At 62.9% G+C, this 17335-nt stretch carries 14 protein-coding genes; 3 read left to right on the forward strand and 11 right to left on the reverse strand.

Translation table 11 applies throughout. The features are described 5' to 3' along the window. Positions 1-6: 6 nt before the first annotated feature. The 5 genes from FJW03_RS11620 to FJW03_RS11640 all read right to left on the reverse strand — a co-directional run bounded on the left by FJW03_RS11620 (position 7) and on the right by FJW03_RS11640 (position 7848). On the reverse strand, positions 7-3168 hold the full coding sequence (locus FJW03_RS11620; protein WP_140765991.1) for an efflux RND transporter permease subunit: 3162 nt from the start codon (positions 3166-3168) through the stop codon (positions 7-9). Beyond that, positions 3165-4490 (reverse strand): efflux RND transporter periplasmic adaptor subunit, encoded by a 1326-nt coding sequence (locus FJW03_RS11625; RefSeq protein WP_140766024.1) that lies wholly within the window; start codon positions 4488-4490, stop codon positions 3165-3167. The genes FJW03_RS11620 and FJW03_RS11625 overlap by 4 nt, the downstream gene beginning before the upstream one ends. Before the next feature lie 213 nt (positions 4491-4703). Continuing rightward, complete coding sequence (locus tag FJW03_RS11630) at positions 4704-5300, reverse strand: LysE family translocator (RefSeq protein ID WP_140765990.1); 597 nt, start codon at positions 5298-5300, stop codon at positions 4704-4706. Between the two features lie 112 nt (positions 5301-5412). Next, complete coding sequence (ilvN, locus tag FJW03_RS11635; protein ID WP_013894763.1) at positions 5413-5988, reverse strand: acetolactate synthase small subunit; 576 nt, start codon at positions 5986-5988, stop codon at positions 5413-5415. 78 nt (positions 5989-6066) lie between these two features. After that, positions 6067-7848, reverse strand: a complete 1782-nt coding sequence (locus FJW03_RS11640; RefSeq protein WP_140765989.1) for an acetolactate synthase 3 large subunit — start codon at positions 7846-7848, stop codon at positions 6067-6069. 442 nt (positions 7849-8290) lie between these two features. Between FJW03_RS11640 and FJW03_RS11645 the strand changes: the two genes are divergently transcribed. Continuing rightward, positions 8291-10093 (forward strand): NAD(P)/FAD-dependent oxidoreductase, encoded by a 1803-nt coding sequence (locus FJW03_RS11645; protein WP_140699671.1) that lies wholly within the window; start codon positions 8291-8293, stop codon positions 10091-10093. 49 nt (positions 10094-10142) lie between these two features. On the opposite strand, the gene FJW03_RS11650 is transcribed toward FJW03_RS11645, so the two are convergent. After that, positions 10143-10733, reverse strand: coding sequence for an HD domain-containing protein (locus FJW03_RS11650; protein WP_140765988.1), 591 nt, complete (start codon positions 10731-10733; stop codon positions 10143-10145). Continuing rightward, positions 10730-11881, reverse strand: a complete 1152-nt coding sequence (locus tag FJW03_RS11655; RefSeq protein ID WP_140699665.1) for a gamma-butyrobetaine dioxygenase — start codon at positions 11879-11881, stop codon at positions 10730-10732. Before FJW03_RS11655 ends, FJW03_RS11650 begins: the two co-directional genes overlap by 4 nt. Positions 11882-12001: 120 nt before the next feature. Here FJW03_RS11655 and FJW03_RS11660 point away from each other — a divergent pair, with 120 nt between their 5' ends. Next, complete coding sequence (locus FJW03_RS11660) at positions 12002-12889, forward strand: LysR family transcriptional regulator (protein ID WP_140699659.1); 888 nt, start codon at positions 12002-12004, stop codon at positions 12887-12889. A gap of 10 nt (positions 12890-12899) precedes the next feature. Here FJW03_RS11660 and FJW03_RS11665 read toward each other — a convergent pair whose 3' ends face one another. Genes FJW03_RS11665 through FJW03_RS11675 form a run of 3 tightly spaced genes read right to left on the reverse strand, consistent with a single transcriptional unit; the run spans position 12900 to position 14348 of the window. Continuing rightward, complete coding sequence (locus tag FJW03_RS11665; protein ID WP_140607875.1) at positions 12900-13430, reverse strand: GNAT family N-acetyltransferase; 531 nt, start codon at positions 13428-13430, stop codon at positions 12900-12902. A 41-nt stretch (positions 13431-13471) separates the two neighbouring features. After that, entirely contained in the window at positions 13472-13780 is a 309-nt protein-coding gene (locus tag FJW03_RS11670; RefSeq protein WP_140699656.1) for a hypothetical protein, read from the reverse strand. Positions 13781-13784: 4 nt separating this feature from the next. Continuing rightward, positions 13785-14348 (reverse strand): XRE family transcriptional regulator, encoded by a 564-nt coding sequence (locus FJW03_RS11675; RefSeq protein WP_140607879.1) that lies wholly within the window; start codon positions 14346-14348, stop codon positions 13785-13787. Positions 14349-14502: 154 nt separating this feature from the next. Here FJW03_RS11675 and FJW03_RS11680 point away from each other — a divergent pair, with 154 nt between their 5' ends. Next, positions 14503-16335 carry an ATP-binding protein gene (locus tag FJW03_RS11680; RefSeq protein WP_140607881.1) on the forward strand — a complete coding sequence of 611 codons (1833 nt, stop codon included), beginning with the start codon at positions 14503-14505 and terminating at the stop codon, positions 16333-16335. A 179-nt stretch (positions 16336-16514) separates the two neighbouring features. On the opposite strand, the gene FJW03_RS11685 is transcribed toward FJW03_RS11680, so the two are convergent. Then, positions 16515-17306 (reverse strand): GGDEF domain-containing protein, encoded by a 792-nt coding sequence (locus FJW03_RS11685; RefSeq protein ID WP_140607883.1) that lies wholly within the window; start codon positions 17304-17306, stop codon positions 16515-16517. Between the last annotated feature and the right edge of the window lie 29 nt (positions 17307-17335).

The following is a 17335-nucleotide window of genomic DNA, read 5'->3' on the forward strand; positions in this document are numbered from 1 at the left end:
AACTCTCTATTCCGCGGCCGCCTTTTGCGGCTCGCCTTGCGTCTCGTCGTCGGCGTCGAACAGCGAGGGCTGATCCCCTGATTCGACCAGGCGCAACTCGGCCTTGCGCTTCGGCATGAGCCCGAGCAGCCAGCCCGAGAAATTTTCCATGTAGACGTAGATCACGGGTGTCACGAACAGCGTCAGCGCCTGCGAAGCAAGCAGGCCGCCGACAACGGCAACGCCCAGCGGCTGGCGCAATTCGGCGCTGGCGCCGGTGCCAAGCGCGATCGGGAACGTGCCCATAAGTGCTGCCAGCGTCGTCATCATGATCGGCCTGAAACGCATAAGGCAGGCCTTGTGGATGGAATCCCTGGCTGACATGCCTTCACGTCGGAGCTCCAGCGCCACGTCGACCATCATGATGCCGTTCTTCTTGACGATGCCGATCAGCATCAGGATGCCGATCACCGCGATGACTGACAGGTCCATGCCGGCGAAGCGCAACGCAACGAGCGCTCCCAGCACCGCTGATGGCAGGCCGGTGAGAATGGTGAGCGGGTGGATGAAGCTCTCGTACAGAATGCCGAGCACGATGTAGATGGTCAGGATCGCGCCGCCGATCAGCAGGCCCTGGTTGGCAAGCGAATCCTGGAAGGTCTTGGCCGTGCCGGCAAAGGTGGTCGAGATCGCCGTCGGCATGCCGATCTGCTCTTTGAGCGCGTTGATGCGCGTCACGCTGTCGCCGAGCGCCACGCCTTGCGGCAGGTTGTAGGAAATCGTCACGGCCGGAAGCTGGCCGAGCTGGTTGACCGTCAAGGCACCGGCCGTGCGGTCCACCCGGGCGAAGGCGCCAAGCGGCACCAGAGAGCCGCTCGCCGTCCTCATCTGGATGGCGAGCATGCGCTCGGGCGACCATTCGATCTTGGGATCGAGCTCGGTGATGACTTCGTAGCTGTCGGCCGAGCCGAAGATCGTCGAAACCTGGTCGGTGCCGAACCCGCCATAGAGGGCGGAGCGCAGCGTGTCGGTATCGATGCCGAGCTGGGCGGCCTTGTCGCGATCCACCACCAGCGACGCCTGCAGCGCATTGTTCTGCAGATCGCTGGTGACGTCGGTGAAGGTCGTGTGGTCGGCGGCCATCGCATCGTTCAGTTTCTGCGCCCAGATATCGGTCTGGCCGGTATCGAGGCCCTGAACCACGAGCTGATAGGCGCTGGCCGACGAGCGCGAACCGAGCCTCAGGTTCTGCACCGGCTGCATGTAGGTCTCGATGCCTGCCACGCCGGCCAGCTGCTTGCGCAGATCCGAAAGCACCTTTTCAATGTTCGGCCGCTGGTCCTTGCCCTTGAGCTGGACGAAAAGCTGCCCCTGGTTGAGCGCATTGTTGCCGCTGCCGGCCGACCACGCCACATGGTCGACATAGGGCGAATGCGAGAAGACGCTGGCCACCTGCCCTTGCAGCTTGGCCATGGCATCGAACGAGATGTCCTGGCGCGCGATGGTCGTCACCGATATCTGGCCGATGTCCTCCTGCGGGAAGAAGCCTTTCGGCGAGATCTGGACCAGCCATACCGACGCCGCCGCGGTGCCGATGAAGATGAGGAATACCAGGAAGGTGTGCCGCAGGCAGAAGCTCAAGAGCCAGTCGTAGCTGCGTGTGACGAGATCGCGCCTGTGGCCAGCGCTGTGCGCCTCGCGATCGGCCTTGGTCACCGACAGCAACCGCGAACACAGCATCGGCGTCAGCGTCAGCGACACGAACATCGACGCCAGGATGGCGACCGTCACCACGACGGCGAACTCGTTGAAGATGCGCCCGATCACGCCGCCCATGAGAAGCACGGGAATGAACACCGCCACCAGCGAGATCGAGATCGAGATGATGGTGAAGCCGATTTCGCGCGCGCCCTTCAGCGACGCGTCGAAGGCCGACAGCCCATCCTCTTCCATGTGGCGGAAGATATTTTCCAGCATCACGATGGCATCGTCGACGACAAGGCCGACGGCGAGCGTCAGGCCCATCAGCGATATGTTGTCGATGGAAAAGCCGAACAGGAACATCGCGCCGAGCGTGGCGATCAGCGAGATCGGCACCGCCACGGCCGGGATGATGGTGGCCGTCACCCGGCGCAGGAACACGAAGATCACCATGACCACCAGCGCGATGGTCAACAGCAGTGTGAACTGGACGTCGTTGACGGCCTGGCGGATCGAGGTCGAACGGTCATTGAGCAATTTGATGTTGGCGGCGGCCGGCAGCTGGTCCTGGAAGGACGGCAACATAGCCTTGACTCTGTCGACGACGTCGACCGTGTTGGCGTCGGGCTGGCGCTGCACCGCCATGATGATCGCGCGGGTACCATCGTACCAGCTTGCCGTCGTCGTGGTCTGCACCGAATCGACGACGCGCGTCACCTCCCCCAGCCGCACCGGGTGACCGTTCTTGGTGGCGATGATGAGGTTGGAAAATCCCGCTGCGTTGGTCAGCTGCGTGTTTGCGGTGATGGTGAGCTGCTGCTTGTTGTTCTGCAGCACGCCGAGCGGCGTGTTGCTGTTGGCCGACGAGATCGCCGCCTGCAGCTGGTCGATCGAGATGCCGCGCGCGGCGAGCGCGGTCGGATCGATCTGGATGCGCACGGCATATTTCTGCTGGCCGAAGATCGAGACCTGCGCCACCCCGTCGATGGTCGACAGCGATGGTGAGATGACGTTTTCCGCGAAAGCGTCGAGATCGGTCAGCGGAACCGTGTCGCTGACCAGCGACATCAAGAGGATCGGCGCGTCGGCTGGATTGACCTTGCGATAGCTCGGCGGCGAGGTCATCTGCGGCGGCAATGATTTCTGCGTGCGCGCGATCGCCGCCTGAACGTCCGCCGCGGCCGCGTCGATGTTGCGGTTGAGCACGAACTGGATGGCGATCGAGGTCTGGCCGAGCGAGTTCGTGGTCGAAATGGAATCGATGCCGGCGATGGTCGCGAACTGCTTGATCAGCGGCGTCGCCACCGATGTCGCCATGGTTTCCGGTGAGGCGCCGGGCAACTGGGCCGAGACGTTGACCACCGGGAATTCGGCGCTGGGCAGCGCCGCCACAGGCAGGAACTTGTAGGCAAACAATCCGCCCAGAATGAGGGCGAACGACATCAGAAGGGTGGCGACGGGCCTGCGGATGCAGAATTCGGAAATCATTGGGCCGCCTCGCCGGCCTTGCCGGCTTGTGCGACCTTGGCTGAGGCCTGGTCGCCGGACCCGGCCGCCGCCTTGCCTTCATGCACCGCGGCACCATTCTTCAATCGCGTCTGGCCTTCGACAACGACCTTCTCGCCGCTTTTCACACCATCGCTGATGGCGCTGCTCTGGCCAACGGTCAGCGCCACCTGCACCGGTCGCATCTCGACCGTGTTGTCCGGCTTGACCACATAGACGAACGGTCCCTTCTGGCTGGGCTGTACCGCGACGGTCGGAACGGATGTCATGTGCGGCATGATGCCGGCTTCCAGGACGATATTTACATACTGGCCGGGCCACAGTGAAAGATCGGCATTTGGAATGCTGGCCCGCGTGGCGATTGTGCCAGACGCGGTGTCGACGCTGGAATCGACGAAGTCGAGCGTGCCCTTGCCGATCGGCTTCGGGTCGTCGTCCTTGGTCAGGGTCACCGCCCCTTGCTGCGGATCAGCGAGCGCCTTGTGCAGCAGTGCCAGATTGCTTTCCGGCAGATTGAAGTTCACTTGCAGCGGGTCGATCTGGGTGATGGTGACGAGCGGGGTCGCCGTGCTGCTGTTGCCATTGCTGACGGTGACGAGATCGCCGACGGCGACGTTGACCGCGCCCAGCCTGCCGGCGATCGGCGCCGTGATCGTGGCATAGCTCAGTTGGACGGTATCGGCGTCGATCGTTGCCTTGTCGGCATCGATGGTTGCGGTCGCCGCTTTCTGCGCCGCCAGCGCCTGGTCATAGGTCTGCTGCGTGCCGGCCTGCTTGGCCACGAGATCCTTGGCGCGCGAGAGATCGGCCGTGGCGCTGGTCAGCATGGCCTGGTCCTTGGCGAGCGTCGCCTGGTCCTTGGCAAGTTGCGCCTTCAGCGCCCGGTCGTCGAGCGAAAACAGGACGTCGCCGGCCTTCACCATCTGCCCGTCCTTGACCTCGATCGACACGATCTGGCTGGAGACGCGCGCGTTTATGTTGACCACGGCGGGAGAGGAGACGAAGCCGATGGCATAACGCCGGATCGGGAAATCAGCCGTCGTCGCGGTCGCAGAAACGATCGAGGCCGAGCGGGCGCCATTGCCGCCGGCCGCCTGTTTGTCCGTTGCCCCCTTGTCTGCTGCTGTCTTGTCGGCTGCTGTCTTGTCGGCTGTCTGCGTGCCGGTTGCCGCCTTGTCCGCTACCGCGGCCTGCTTTGCGCCGATGAACTGCTCGACCTTTCCCAGCGTATCGGGAGACACATAGAGCCAGGCCGCGCCTGCACAGGCGGCTGCCAGCAATGAAAGAATGACTTTTCCACGCATCGTCAAGGGTCCGCTCCGTCCGACACGCCATAGCCAGGCGGTCGTATTCTAGCTCATTTCACGGCACCCTGCCGCAATTTCGCTGAATAGATAGGACACGCGTTGGGCGGAAAAGGGCCAAAACACGGCATTACGAAGATTTAATGTGCACTGCACAATCGCTGTGCAGGCTGCCGCATCCGCGGATCAGGGTCTATCGACCCCCGGATTGTGCTACCGCAGCATCGGCCACAGCGTCGCCGCCAGCAGCACGCCCATGGCGATGTTGAACCATTTCAGCCGCGCCGGATCCGACAGGAAACCGCGCAACGCCGTACCGAAGCCTGCCCACACCGAGACGCTCGGCAGATTGACGATGGTGAAGGCTACAGAGATCAGCACCACAGACAGGAATGGGTGCTCCGGATTGCTGTAGACGGCCATGGCGGTGATCGCCATCACCCAGGCCTTGGGATTGACCCACTGGAACGCCGCCGCATCGATGAAACGCATCGGCTGCCCCTTTGCCTCTCCCTTGCCGCTGAGCGAACGCGACATGGCGATCTTCCAGGCAAGGTAGAGCAGATAGACGGCGCCCGCGATCTTCAGCGCGGTGTGCAGTGCGGGAAACGCCGTCAGCAGCGCGCCAAGACCAAGGCCCACGGCAAGCAGCAGGACAAGAAAGCCGATGCTGATGCCAAGCATATGCGGCACGCTCCTGACCAGGCCGAAATTCACGCCCGAAGCCAGCAACATGAGATTGTTCGGCCCCGGCGGGATCGAGGTCACGAAGGCGTAGACCAGCAGAGCGAGGAATGCATCGAGGGACATCGGGATCACAAGGTCTGCAATGTTTACTCTTGTCGGCTGCCTCGCAAAGGCCAGCCGCCGGGCGGTGGCAAGCCATGCTTTTCAGCAAAGGCGTTTCCGGCTACCGCGCGCCCTACATGCCTTGCGGGCCGCGATTCATCGCCGCCACGCCGGTGCGGCAGATTTCGACCAGGCCGAGCGGCTTCATGATGGCGATGAACTGGTCGAGCTTGGAGCCCTTGCCGGTGATCTCGAAGATGAAATGCTCGGTGTTGGCGTCGATGACGCTGGCGCGGAAGGCGTCGGCCAGCCGCAGAGCCTCGACGCGGGCCTCGCCGGTGCCGGCAACCTTGACCAGCGCCAGTTCCCGCTCCAGCGGCCGCTCCTGGCCGAATTCGTGCGACCGCACGGTGAGATCGACCACGCGGTGGACCGGCACGATGCGCTCGAGCTGGTGCTTGATCTGTTCCAGCACATGCGGCGTGCCGCGCGTCACGATGGTGATGCGCGACAGATGCTTCTCATGCTCGGTCTCGGAGACGGTCAGGCTCTCGATGTTGTAGCCGCGCCCGGAAAACAGGCCGATGACCCGGGCAAGAACGCCTGGTTCATTGTCGACCAGCACGGAAAGCGTGTGGTTTTCCGGCCGCTCCGTCTCCTTGGCGATAAAGTAGGCGGAACCGGTGGGTTGAAGGTGCTGTGCGTTCATGACCTGGATCTCAAATTCTTGATCTAACTGTTTGCTTGCGCACGGCCTCATTCGACAAGGCCTGCCCTGGCTCGTCGTCTACACCAGTTCCCTGCCCTTGGCATCGATGGCGTTGGCCACGGCCTCGTCGGTCGCCTCGTCCGGCAGCAGCATCTCGTTATGAGCCTTGCCCGAGGGGATCATCGGGAAGCAATTGGCGAGGTTCGCCACGCGGCAGTCGAACAGCAACGGCTTCCTGACCGAAATCATTTCCTTGATGGCGTCATCCAGCTCGTCCGGCTTCTCGCAGCGGATGCCGTGGCCGCCATAGGCTTCGGCCAGCTTGACGAAGTCCGGCATCGCCTCGGTATAGGAATGCGACAGCCGGTTGCCGTGCAGCAGCTGCTGCCACTGGCGCACCATGCCCATATATTGGTTGTTGAGGATGAAGATCTTGATCGGCGCGTCATACTGCACCGCCGCACTCATCTCCTGCATCGTCATCTGCACCGAGGCGTCGCCGGCGATGTCGATCACCAGCGCGTCGGGATGCGCGATCTGCACGCCGAGTGCGGCCGGCAGGCCGTAACCCATCGTGCCCAGTCCGCCTGACGTCATCCAGCGGTTCGGCTTCTCGAAATGATAGTGCTGCGCCGCCCACATCTGATGCTGGCCGACCTCGGTGGTGATGTAGGTGTCCCTGTCCTTGGTCAGTTCGTAGAGCCGTTGGATGGCGTATTGCGGCATGATCACGTCGTGGTTCATCTTGAACGCTAGGGAGTCGCGCCCGCGCCATTTGGCGATCTGCTCCCACCAGGGATAAAGCGCCTTCTTGTCGGTCTTGGCGGTCGCCCGCCACAGCCGCACCATGTCCTCCAGCACGCGGCCGACATCGCCGATAACAGGAACATCGGCATGAACGTTCTTGTTGATGGAGGACGGATCGATGTCGATGTGGATCTTTTTCGAGTTCGGCGAAAACGCGTTGAGCCGCCCGGTGATGCGGTCGTCGAAACGGGCGCCGATGCAGACCATCACGTCGCAGTCGTGCATGGCCATGTTGGCTTCGTAGGTGCCGTGCATGCCCAGCATGCCGACCCAGTTCTTGCCTGATGCCGGATAGGCGCCAAGCCCCATCAGCGTCGAGGTGATCGGGAAGCCGGTGAGGTCGACCAGTTCCCGCAGCAGGTGGCTCGCTTCCGGGCCGGAATTGACGACACCGCCGCCCGAATAGATGATCGGCTTCTTGGCACCGGCCATCAATTCGACCGCCGCCTTGATCTTCTCGAGGTCACCCTGGACCTTCGGCTGGTAGCTGGTGCGCGGCGCGATCTGCGGCGGGACATAAAACCCCTTGGCGAACTGCACATCCTTCGGAATGTCGACCACCACCGGGCCGGGACGGCCGGTCGTGGCGACATGGAAGGCCTCGTGGATGGTCGCGGCGAGATCATTGACGTCCTTCACCAGCCAGTTGTGCTTGGTGCAGGGGCGCGTGATGCCGACCGTGTCGCACTCCTGGAACGCATCGGAGCCGATCAAGGAGGTCGGCACCTGCCCCGTCAGGCAGACCAGCGGAATCGAATCCATCAGCGCGTCCTGCAGCGGCGTCACCGCATTGGTGGCGCCGGGCCCGGAGGTCACCAGCATGACGCCGGCCTTGCCGGTCGAACGGGCATAGCCCTCGGCGGCGTGGCCGGCACCCTGTTCGTGCCTGACCAGAATGTGCTCGACCTCGTCCTGCTGGAAAATCTCGTCGTAGATCGGAAGGACCGCGCCGCCGGGATAACCGAAGACATGCTTGACGCCATTGTCCTTCAGCGCCTGCACCACCATTTCGGCGCCCGTCATTTCACGTCGCCCGTTCTGTCCATTGCTCATCGGTCTGGTCCCGTACTGTCCGCCATCTGGCGTTTGCTGGTCGTTTAGTCGTGTTTCAGGCAATAAAAAAGGCCCCCGAGGGAGCCTGTGTGTTGCGCATGGGAGGTTTTCGCCCGGCGGTTACACCGCCTTGCCCACGCGCCTTCCTACGAGAATGAGTGCCTTTTTCATGGTGGCGGACAATAGGATTGGTTCCACGCCGCTGTCAACGGCGAATGTGAATGGCATGAACGCGAATGAGCGGCGGGCTTACGGTCGGACGGCGTGATCAGTCGTCACGAGACAAATACCCGGTCGGGTTTCGGTAAGCCATTGAAAACATGCCAAACTATTGGAGGGCGTGACGCAGCGAAGCTTTTGACGGGATACTTTGTCCATGTCGGACCGCCCCACCCGGCCACAATAGCTCGACCAAGAAGCGTTTCGAATCCGGAGGAAATTCATGCTCGACAAAGCCCCCAACAAAAAGCTTTCCGACCTGCTCGATGCGTTCGGTGGCGCTCTTGCCGCCGGCGACATAGACAAGGCGGTCGGCTGTTTCCAGGAAGACTGCTATTGGCGCGACCTCGTCACCTTCACCTGGAACATCAAGACCATGGAAGGCCGTGACCAGGTCCGCCACATGCTGAATAGCCAGTTGTCGAGGACGAAACCCTCGCACTTCGCCCTCGCCGAGGGCGAGGATGCGACCGAGAGCGGTGGAGTGATCGACGGCTGGATCAGCTTCGAGACCGAGGTTGCGCGCGGTTTTGGCCATATCAGGCTGAAGGACGGCAAGATCTGGACGCTGCTGACCACCATGGTCGAACTGAAAGGCCATGAGGAGCCGGCGGGTTTCGCGCGGCCGATGGGCGCCAAGCATGGCTCCGGCAAGAACCGCCCAACCTGGAAGGAAGAACGCGAGAAGGAAGCGGCGGAACTCGGCTTCAAGACACAGCCCTACACGGTGATCATCGGCGGCGGCCAGGGCGGCATCGCGCTTGGTGCGCGCCTGCGGCAGCTCGGCGTGCCGACCATCATCATCGAGAAGAACGAACGCGCCGGCGACAGCTGGCGCAAGCGCTACAAGTCGCTCTGCCTGCACGATCCGGTCTGGTACGACCATCTGCCCTATATCGATTTCCCCAGAAACTGGCCGGTGTTCTCGCCCAAGGACAAGATCGGCGACTGGCTGGAAATGTACACCAAGGTGATGGAGCTGAATTACTGGTCGTCGACAGAGGCCAAGAGTGCGTCCTACGACGACAAGGAAAAGGAATGGACTGTCGTGGTGCACCGCGACGGCAAGGACATCACCTTGAAACCGAAGCAGTTGGTGCTGGCCACCGGGCAGGCCGGCAAAGCAAACCTGCCCAAATTCAAGGGTATGGAAAATTTCAAGGGCGACCAGCACCACTCCTCGCAACATCCCGGTGCCGATGCCTATGCCGGCAAGAAGGCGGTGGTTATCGGTTCGAACAATTCCGCCCACGACATATCAGCGGCACTTTGGGAAGCGGGCGCTGACGTGACCATGGTGCAGCGCTCGAGCACCCATATCTCCAGGTCCGACACGCTGATGGAAATCGGGCTGGGTTCCCTCTATTCGGAACAAGCGGTGCAAAACGGCATCACCACCGCCAAAGCCGACCTGATCTTCGCCTCCCTGCCCTACAAGATCCTGCATGAATTCCAGATCCCGGCCTATGCCGAGATGAAGAAACGCGACGCGGCCTTTTACGAGGGGCTCGACAAGGCCGGCTTCATGCTCGACTGGGGCGATGACGAGTCTGGCCTGTTCATGAAGTACCTCAGGCGCGGCTCCGGCTACTATATAGACGTCGGCGCCTCGCAGTTGATCATCGACGGGTCGATCAAGCTGAAGAGCGGTGTCGACGTGAAGGAGATCAAGGAGCATTCGGTGCTGCTTGGCGATGGCACGGAACTGCCCGCCGATCTCATCGTGTACGCGACCGGCTATGGTTCGATGAACGGCTGGGCGGCCGACCTGATCTCGCGTGAAACCGCCGACAGGGTCGGCAAATGCTGGGGCCTCGGTTCGAACACCACCAAGGACCCCGGCCCGTGGGAAGGCGAACTGCGCAACATGTGGAAGCCGACCCAGCAAGAGGCGCTGTGGTTCCACGGCGGCAATCTGCACCAGTCACGGCACTATTCGCAGTTCCTGTCGCTGCAGCTGAAAGCCAGGCAAGTCGGTGTGCCGACGCCGGTCTACGGGTTGCAGGAAGTCCACCACAAGGGCTGAAGCAAAAAGGTGGAGTGGGACGGAAGCCCGGTCGTGTCGGGCTTCGTCCTTATGTCATCCTTTGGGCCGCGAACTTTTCCACGACGCGCTGTAGCAAGGGTACATAGTCGCGAAACGCCCGCGTCTTCATATTGGCGATCTTGCCGCCCTCGTCCCAGATGCGGACCCGCACCGCTTCCTCATGGAACGGGTTGCTGCGGAACTCGGCCACCTCCTCGGCACTCATCGGCCCACCCTGCAGAGACAGCGTATGCACCGAAGCCGGCGACAGCTTGGAGAAATAGGTCGGGTCGGTGGCGCAGAGATAACGCTTGGCCGCGACGTGCAGCCTCACGCACTCGACGATGACCGGCGGGAAGAACGGCGCCAGCACCTCGCCGCCGGCTTCGTCATGATGCTTGTCCTCGACATCGTCGGGCGAATAGGTGCCGAACTCGCTGGTGTAATGGCCGATGTCGTGCAGCAGGGCGGCGGCCACCAGCACCTCCGGCGCTCCATCCTGCTCCGCCAGCCAGGCGCCCTGCAGCATGTGTTCCGACATCGTCACCGGCTCGCCGAGATAGGATTCCGCACCCCGGCGCTCGAAAATGTCGGCGATGAATTCGACGATATTGCCCGCGTTCAGATCCTGACCGCTCATTCCGCGGCCTCCTTGAAGCCGTGCTCGATCGCCGCCAGCGTCGACAACAGGCCGTCCTTGTCGGCGTAGCATCCCTGCAGCCAGCGCTTGCCTGTGCCGGAGAAAGCCTTGCGGGCATGCATGACCCGTGTGTTGTCGACGATGAACGCCTGGCCCGCCTCCAGCTTGAAGGTCACTTCGAAGGACGGATCCTCGATCAGTTCGGCGAACCGGCGATAGGCGCCATAGTAGGCGTCCATGTCTGCGAACGGCACGTCGACGACAGGCGCCAGCGAGCGGTTGTTGAAGCGGATGCAGATCAACTCGCCATCCGGTCCAAGCTCGATCATCGGACGCTTGGATTGCAGCCGCACGCCGGATGAGCCGGCATATTCGAAGCGCGCCGGACAGGAACTCAACAGCCGGAAGCCTTCAGGGTTCTCGGCCTGCAACGCCGCCGCGACGGCAAAACCGTCGACAACGCTGGATTCCCCACCCTCCACTGTATTCTCGATGCAGGAAAGGATCTGCAGGGTCGGCACGGGATCGCGATAGGGGTTATCCGTATGCGCCTGGAGGCCGAGATTGGTGTAGGCGAGATTGTTGGGATTGACCTCGGCGCGCACTTCGAACCAGCGGCCGTAATTGGTCTCCCTGATATAGCCGAACAGATCGGAGACCTTGCACAATGCCCCGGATTCCGCTGGCAGGCCGTCCATCACGGCAAAGCCATAGGTCCTCACCGCCGAAAGCCACTCGCGCAGGACGGTACGGTCATGGCTGGCAGCAGCGTAGCCGGCGCGTGGAACCGAGTTCTGCACGCTGGCCTTGGTCCAGCGCACAATATCCTCTCCGGTCCAGCCAGCCCCGCGCGTCGTATCGCGATCATAGGCATTGGCGCTCAACCAGGCAGCCGGAAAGCTGACGGTCTTCTGCTCCGGCACGAAGCTGATCTCGAGGGCATCGCCCTTGATCGCGGCCGCACCGATCTTCGTGTCGGCCGGAATGTCCAGGATGGTGATCAGGCGCTGGCCGTTGCCGGCGCTGCGCGTCTTGTCGTCCAGCGCATTGTCGCGCAGCCACATGGCATGAAAGCGGGTGTGCCTCCCGTCCTGCCAGCCAAGTTCGATTGTTCTGCCGTCGTCGCCAACCAGCGCGTGGGTCAACATGGAAATACTGTTCCTGTCCGTTACGGCCCACGGGCCGATCCGTGGGTTTCGAATGCATGTTGACCGCGCGAACGGCATAACTCAAATTATCGTTTTTTGGCCAATGACCGCAAATAGCTAATGGCTCGAAAATCCATTCCCTCCCTGCCCCCACTCGACTGGCTGCGCAGTTTCGAGGCCTCGGCACGGCTGTCGAACTTCACGGCGGCCGCGGCCGAACTCGGCCTGACACAGGCAGCCGTCAGCCAGCATATCCGGCTGCTCGAGGAACGATTGAAGACGCGCCTGTTCTCACGACTGGCGCGTGGTGTCGCGCTGTCGCCGGAGGGCGCCGCCTATCTGCCGCACATCCAGTCGGCCTTCGCCACCATCTCCAGCAGCACAACGGAACTGTTCGAACCCCGCGCCGTCCAGACCGTCTCGATCCGGGTGCCGATCTCCTTCGCCCTGCTGGTGCTGGTCCCGGCGTTGCCCGATCTTGCCGAGGCGCTGCCGCGCATCCAACTCGATCTTGTGACGATCCATCGCCCGACCGACTACGACCTGCCGGGCTCCGCGCTCGACATCCGTTTCGGCAACGGATCCTTTCCAGGACGCGAAGCCGACAGGCTGACGGCCGAGCGGCTTGTGCCGGTGGCCAGCCCGGCCCTGGCCGGCGCCGCCGACTGGGCATCCCTGCCGCTGCTTCTGGTCGCCGGCGCGCGCGAGATGTGGGCGGAATGGTTCGCGGGGGCCGGATTGGCCGGCCACCCCCAGCGATCCCACCGCTTCGACAGTTTCGTCGCCGCGATGGAAGCGGCGAGTGCCGGCGCCGGCGTGCTTCTGGGGTCGCGGCCGCTCGTCGACGCGGCACTCGAAAACAGGACCTTGGTGCCGCTTTCCGACTTCGAGCTCTCCAGCACCTCGGGCCATTTTCTGACCAGGGCACCGACCGTGCGCCTGACCAGTGCCGAGCAGGATTTCCGCCGCTGGTTGCTGAGCCGCCTCTCCAGTGCGGCTTCGGCCTGACGGCGCGGAACTACCGGGACGATGAGGCGATACGCTTCCAGTAGATCAGCGTGCCTGTCAGCCCACCATGCGGCTTCAGCGCATAGTCCGGTATTTCGCCGGTCAGGGTGAAGCCGAGTTTTTCGTAGAGGCCCGAAGCACCTTCCTCGGTCGCCGTGTCCAGGACCAGCAGCGTGCGCCCCCTCTCGGCGGCGAGACGCTCGGCCGCCTTCATAAGGCGCGTTCCGATGCCCCTGCCCCGGTGTTCGGCCGATGTCATCAGCTTGGCGATCTCGGCCCGGTGCGGCTGGTTGGGTGGGCAATCGAGCAGCAAGGTGACGGTGCCGACCAGTGCCCTGCCATCCCACGCGCCAAGCACCACCCTCTCGCCTCTTGCCGCCGCGGCCAGCGACCTCTCCCAGAATGCGTTTGCCGCCTCCGGCGCGAGCGGATGCATGAAGCTGACCGAACCGCCGGCGGCAACCGTTTCGACAAGCAGGTCAGTCAGCATCGCCAGCGTTTCAGCATTGGCGCTCAGCGTTCCGATTTCGATGGAATTCATGCCTGGTCCTCTGGAGATGACGCGACGTGGGCTCGAGGCCGTCAGCCGAGATGGCGCACGCGCCGTCGCTTGCGAGCGGCTTTGATGGCACTGATGCGCTCGGTGTCGTCTTCCCTGAGATGCTGTCCGCGCACCAGGATCTCGAGCGTGTATTCCTCATAGGTCAGGCCCAGCCGTTCGGCCTTGTCCGTGCGCATTAGCATGACCTCGTGGCTCGGCGCCTTCCATGCCTTTGCGTGCGCGGCCTGCCAGGCCAGGAAGATGTAGGGGTCGCCCCTGCCCCATGGCGGCCCCTTGTAGTCGTCAAGCGGCGGCCCCCCATTGTGGGAGCGCTTTGGCCGTCTTGCCATGAGGTCAGCCCCTGACCAGCGCCACGAGATAGTCGGCGTCCGCCTCCAGGGCATGAAAGGTGCAGTCCGACGGCGCGCCGAGTGCCAGGCAGTCACCAGATTCGAGCCGGTGCACCACATCGCCCTCGGTGAATTCGAGCCGCCCGGAAACCAGCCAGATCTGCTGCTTGATGAAGGCATAGGAGGCCGCGGGCAAGCTCACCTTGGCGCCCGCCGGCAAATGCACCTTGATCAGTTCGAGCGGCATGTCGCTGGCCGGCGACAAATGCCGCCTGACATAGCCCGTGGCAGGATCGCGCCACACCGGCTGGTCGGCCTCGCGCAGCACCCCGCCGCCTTGCAATTCCGCCCGTGCGATGAGGGTCGACAGCGTCATCCCGAAGGCCGCCGCGATGCGCACCAGAAGGGTCGCCGTCGGGCTGGTCATGCCGCGCTCGATCGTGCTCAGCATCGCCTTGGAAACGCCGGACCGCTCGGCGAGCTCGGCCAATGACCAGTCCCGCATGGTCCGTTCGGTGTGGATTCGGCTGCCGATGCCCAAGGAAATATCGTTCGCTATATTATTCATTCGTACATTATAGCGAAACTCAGACGATGCAGAAGAGCCATTTGCGACAATTTTCAACAGGCGCTTAATCCTCCTTACACCATCCAGCCTCATCCGACCTTAACCCCATCCCGCTAGGGTCCATGCTCCAGGGAAAATAGGGATTGGCCTGTCCATGTATGTCGAACGCGAAGCTTCCGTCGGAGAACCGACATCGCAGGAGCGCCGCAACGCAGAGCAGAACGACCGGCGCATCCTGGGCAATGTCGTGCAATGCGACGGCGCGCGCGCCACCATCAGCGCCTATGCCGACGACATTGATGGCGCCGTCACCGGCCTGTGGACGGTCGGCAAGATGATCTCCATCAATCTGGGCACGACGCGAACCGTCGGCCTGGTCTATGCCATCGGCAAATCGGACCGCGCCTGGAGCAATGAGGGCCAGAACGCTATCGAGGTCAGCATCGAGCTGATCGGCGAAGTCCGCGACGCGGCCGAACCCGGCGCCAAGCCGATCTTCGACCGCGGCATCACCACCTATCCGCACATTGGCGCCATCGCGCACCGCATCCGCAGCCGCGATCTCCAGGCCGTCTACGACCTGGCCGGGCGGCATTCCATCACCATCGGCTCGCTGTCGCAGGACGACGCGATCGCCGCCAACATCGCCATCGACGACACGCTGGCGCGCCATTTCGCCATCGTCGGCACCACCGGCGTCGGCAAGTCCACCGCCGTCTCGCTGCTGCTGCGCAAATCGATCACGGCGCGACCCGACCTGCGCATCCTGATCCTCGACCCGCATAACGAGTTCGCGGCCTCGCTGCCCGAATATTGCGTCAAGGTCGATTCCAAGACGCTCGACCTGCCGTTCTGGATGTTCCGGCTGGAGGAATTCGCCGAAGTGCTGTTTCGGGGCCGTGAAACGGTCCCGGAAGAAATCGACGCTTTGCGCGATCTCATTCCGCTCGCCAAGAATCTCTACCGCAACCCGAGCTCGGGCACCTATCTCAGGCGCGGCAACGATGCGCTGACCGCCGATACGCCTGTGCCTTACCGCATCGCCGACCTGCTCAAGCAGATCGACGAGCGCATGGGCATGCTCGAAAGCAAGAACGACCGCCCGACGCTCAAATCGCTGAAGACGCGGATCGAATCGGCCGCCGCCGATCCGCGCTACCGCTTCATGTTCAGCTCGCGCCTGATCGAGGACACCATCCACGAGACGATCGGCAACATTTTCCGCGTGCCGCATCACGGCCGCCCGGTAACCTGCTTCGAGATGGCCGGCATGCCCTCCGAAGTGGTCAACTCCGTCTGTTCGGTGCTGGCGCGCCTGGCCTTCGACCTCGCTCTGTGGAGCGAGGGCAAGCTGCAACTCCTGTTGCTGTGCGAGGAAGCCCACCGCTACATGCCGGCCGATGCGCGCCTCGGCTTTGCGCCGACACGCCACGCGCTGTCGCGCATCGCCAAGGAAGGCCGCAAATATGGCTGCTATCTCGGCGTCGTCACCCAGCGTCCGGGCGAGCTCGACCCGACCATCCTGTCACAGTGCTCGACCTTCTTCGCCATGCGGCTCGCCAACGAGCAGGACCAGGCGATCATCCGCTCGGCCATCGCCGACTCGTCCGCCTCCACGCTTGCCTTCCTGTCGTCCATGGGCCAGCGCGAAGCCATCGCCTTCGGCGAAGGCGTGGCGACGACGATGCGGCTGAAATTCGAAAGACTGCCGGCGCATTTGATCCCCGGCACGTCCAGGCGCGAAGAAACCGCGTCGCCGAAGAGCGGCGACGATGTCGACCTGGTGGCGATCGTCGAGCGACTGCGCAACGTGCCAAAACCACAGCAGCAGGCGATGGCCTTCGCCGAGGTGGTCGATTCCGGCCGGCAGGCCGGTGATCCTGATTATCGCAAGCCGGCAACCGCTCGCGTCCAGTCGGACGACGATTTCGACACGCGCTATGGCCTCAAGCCCGCCACCTTCGGCCTGCGTCCCCAGAACGATTGAACCTGCAGCTTGCGGACTTCGTAGGCCACCTTGGTTAAATCCCGTCAGGGAATTCGTCAGGCTGAGTCCGGGTGGTGCTGTTTTCGAGAACCGGAGCGGAGCGGACATTCAGTCCGTGAGCACCGGAAGCGCAGAAAACAGCGGCAGACGGCCAGCCTCACGAATTCAATGATGGGATTTTAGGCGCAGACGCGGTTGCGGCCTTGCCTCTTCGCTTCATAGAGCTGGCGGTCAGCCCGGCGATAGAATTCCTCGGCGGTCTCCTTGCGGTCCCAGACGGCAAGGCCCACGCTTGTCGTGATCTTGAGCCGGACATTGCCCGAAAGGATCGACATGTTGGCGACCGCCCTGCGGATGCGCTCGGCGAATTTGGCCAGCAGTTCCGCCTCCATATTGGGCGTGACCACGGCGAACTCCTCGCCGCCCAGCCGTGCCACCACATCGTGGTAGCGTGTCATGTCCTTGAGGCAGTTGGCGACAGCCCTGAGCACCTCGTCGCCGACATCGTGGCCATGGGTGTCGTTGACCTGCTTGAAATGGTCGAGATCGAGGATCATCAGCCCGACCGGCTTTTCGATGCGCCGGAACTCCTCGAGATATTCCTTCAGCGCATCATCGAAATAGCGCCGGTTCTGCATGCCGGTCAGGCCGTCTGTCAGGGCGGCGTGCTCGAGCGTTTCGGAGCGGGCGCTGAGTGAAACAGTCATGGCGCGCAGCTTGCCTTCTTCCGTCGCCTGTTTGCGGATCAGCGGATAGATGAAGAAGATGCCGAAAAACAGCGCGGTCGCAAGCAGCACGCCCGTCGCGAACAACAGCTTGTTGAGGTAGATGACCTTGTCCAGGCCCGAGGCCGTATGGAGTTCGGTGGCGAAGGATTGCAAGAGCCCATAAGCGTGCAGCGTCACCAGGCCGGCGGCCAGGATCACGAAGATAAAGACGAAGAAAGCGGATTCCGCCTTATGGAAACGCATCTGCTCCCCGATGGAAAAGTACCCATCGA

The organism is Mesorhizobium sp. B4-1-4 (assembly GCF_006439395.2).
GTDB lineage: Bacteria > Pseudomonadota > Alphaproteobacteria > Rhizobiales > Rhizobiaceae > Mesorhizobium.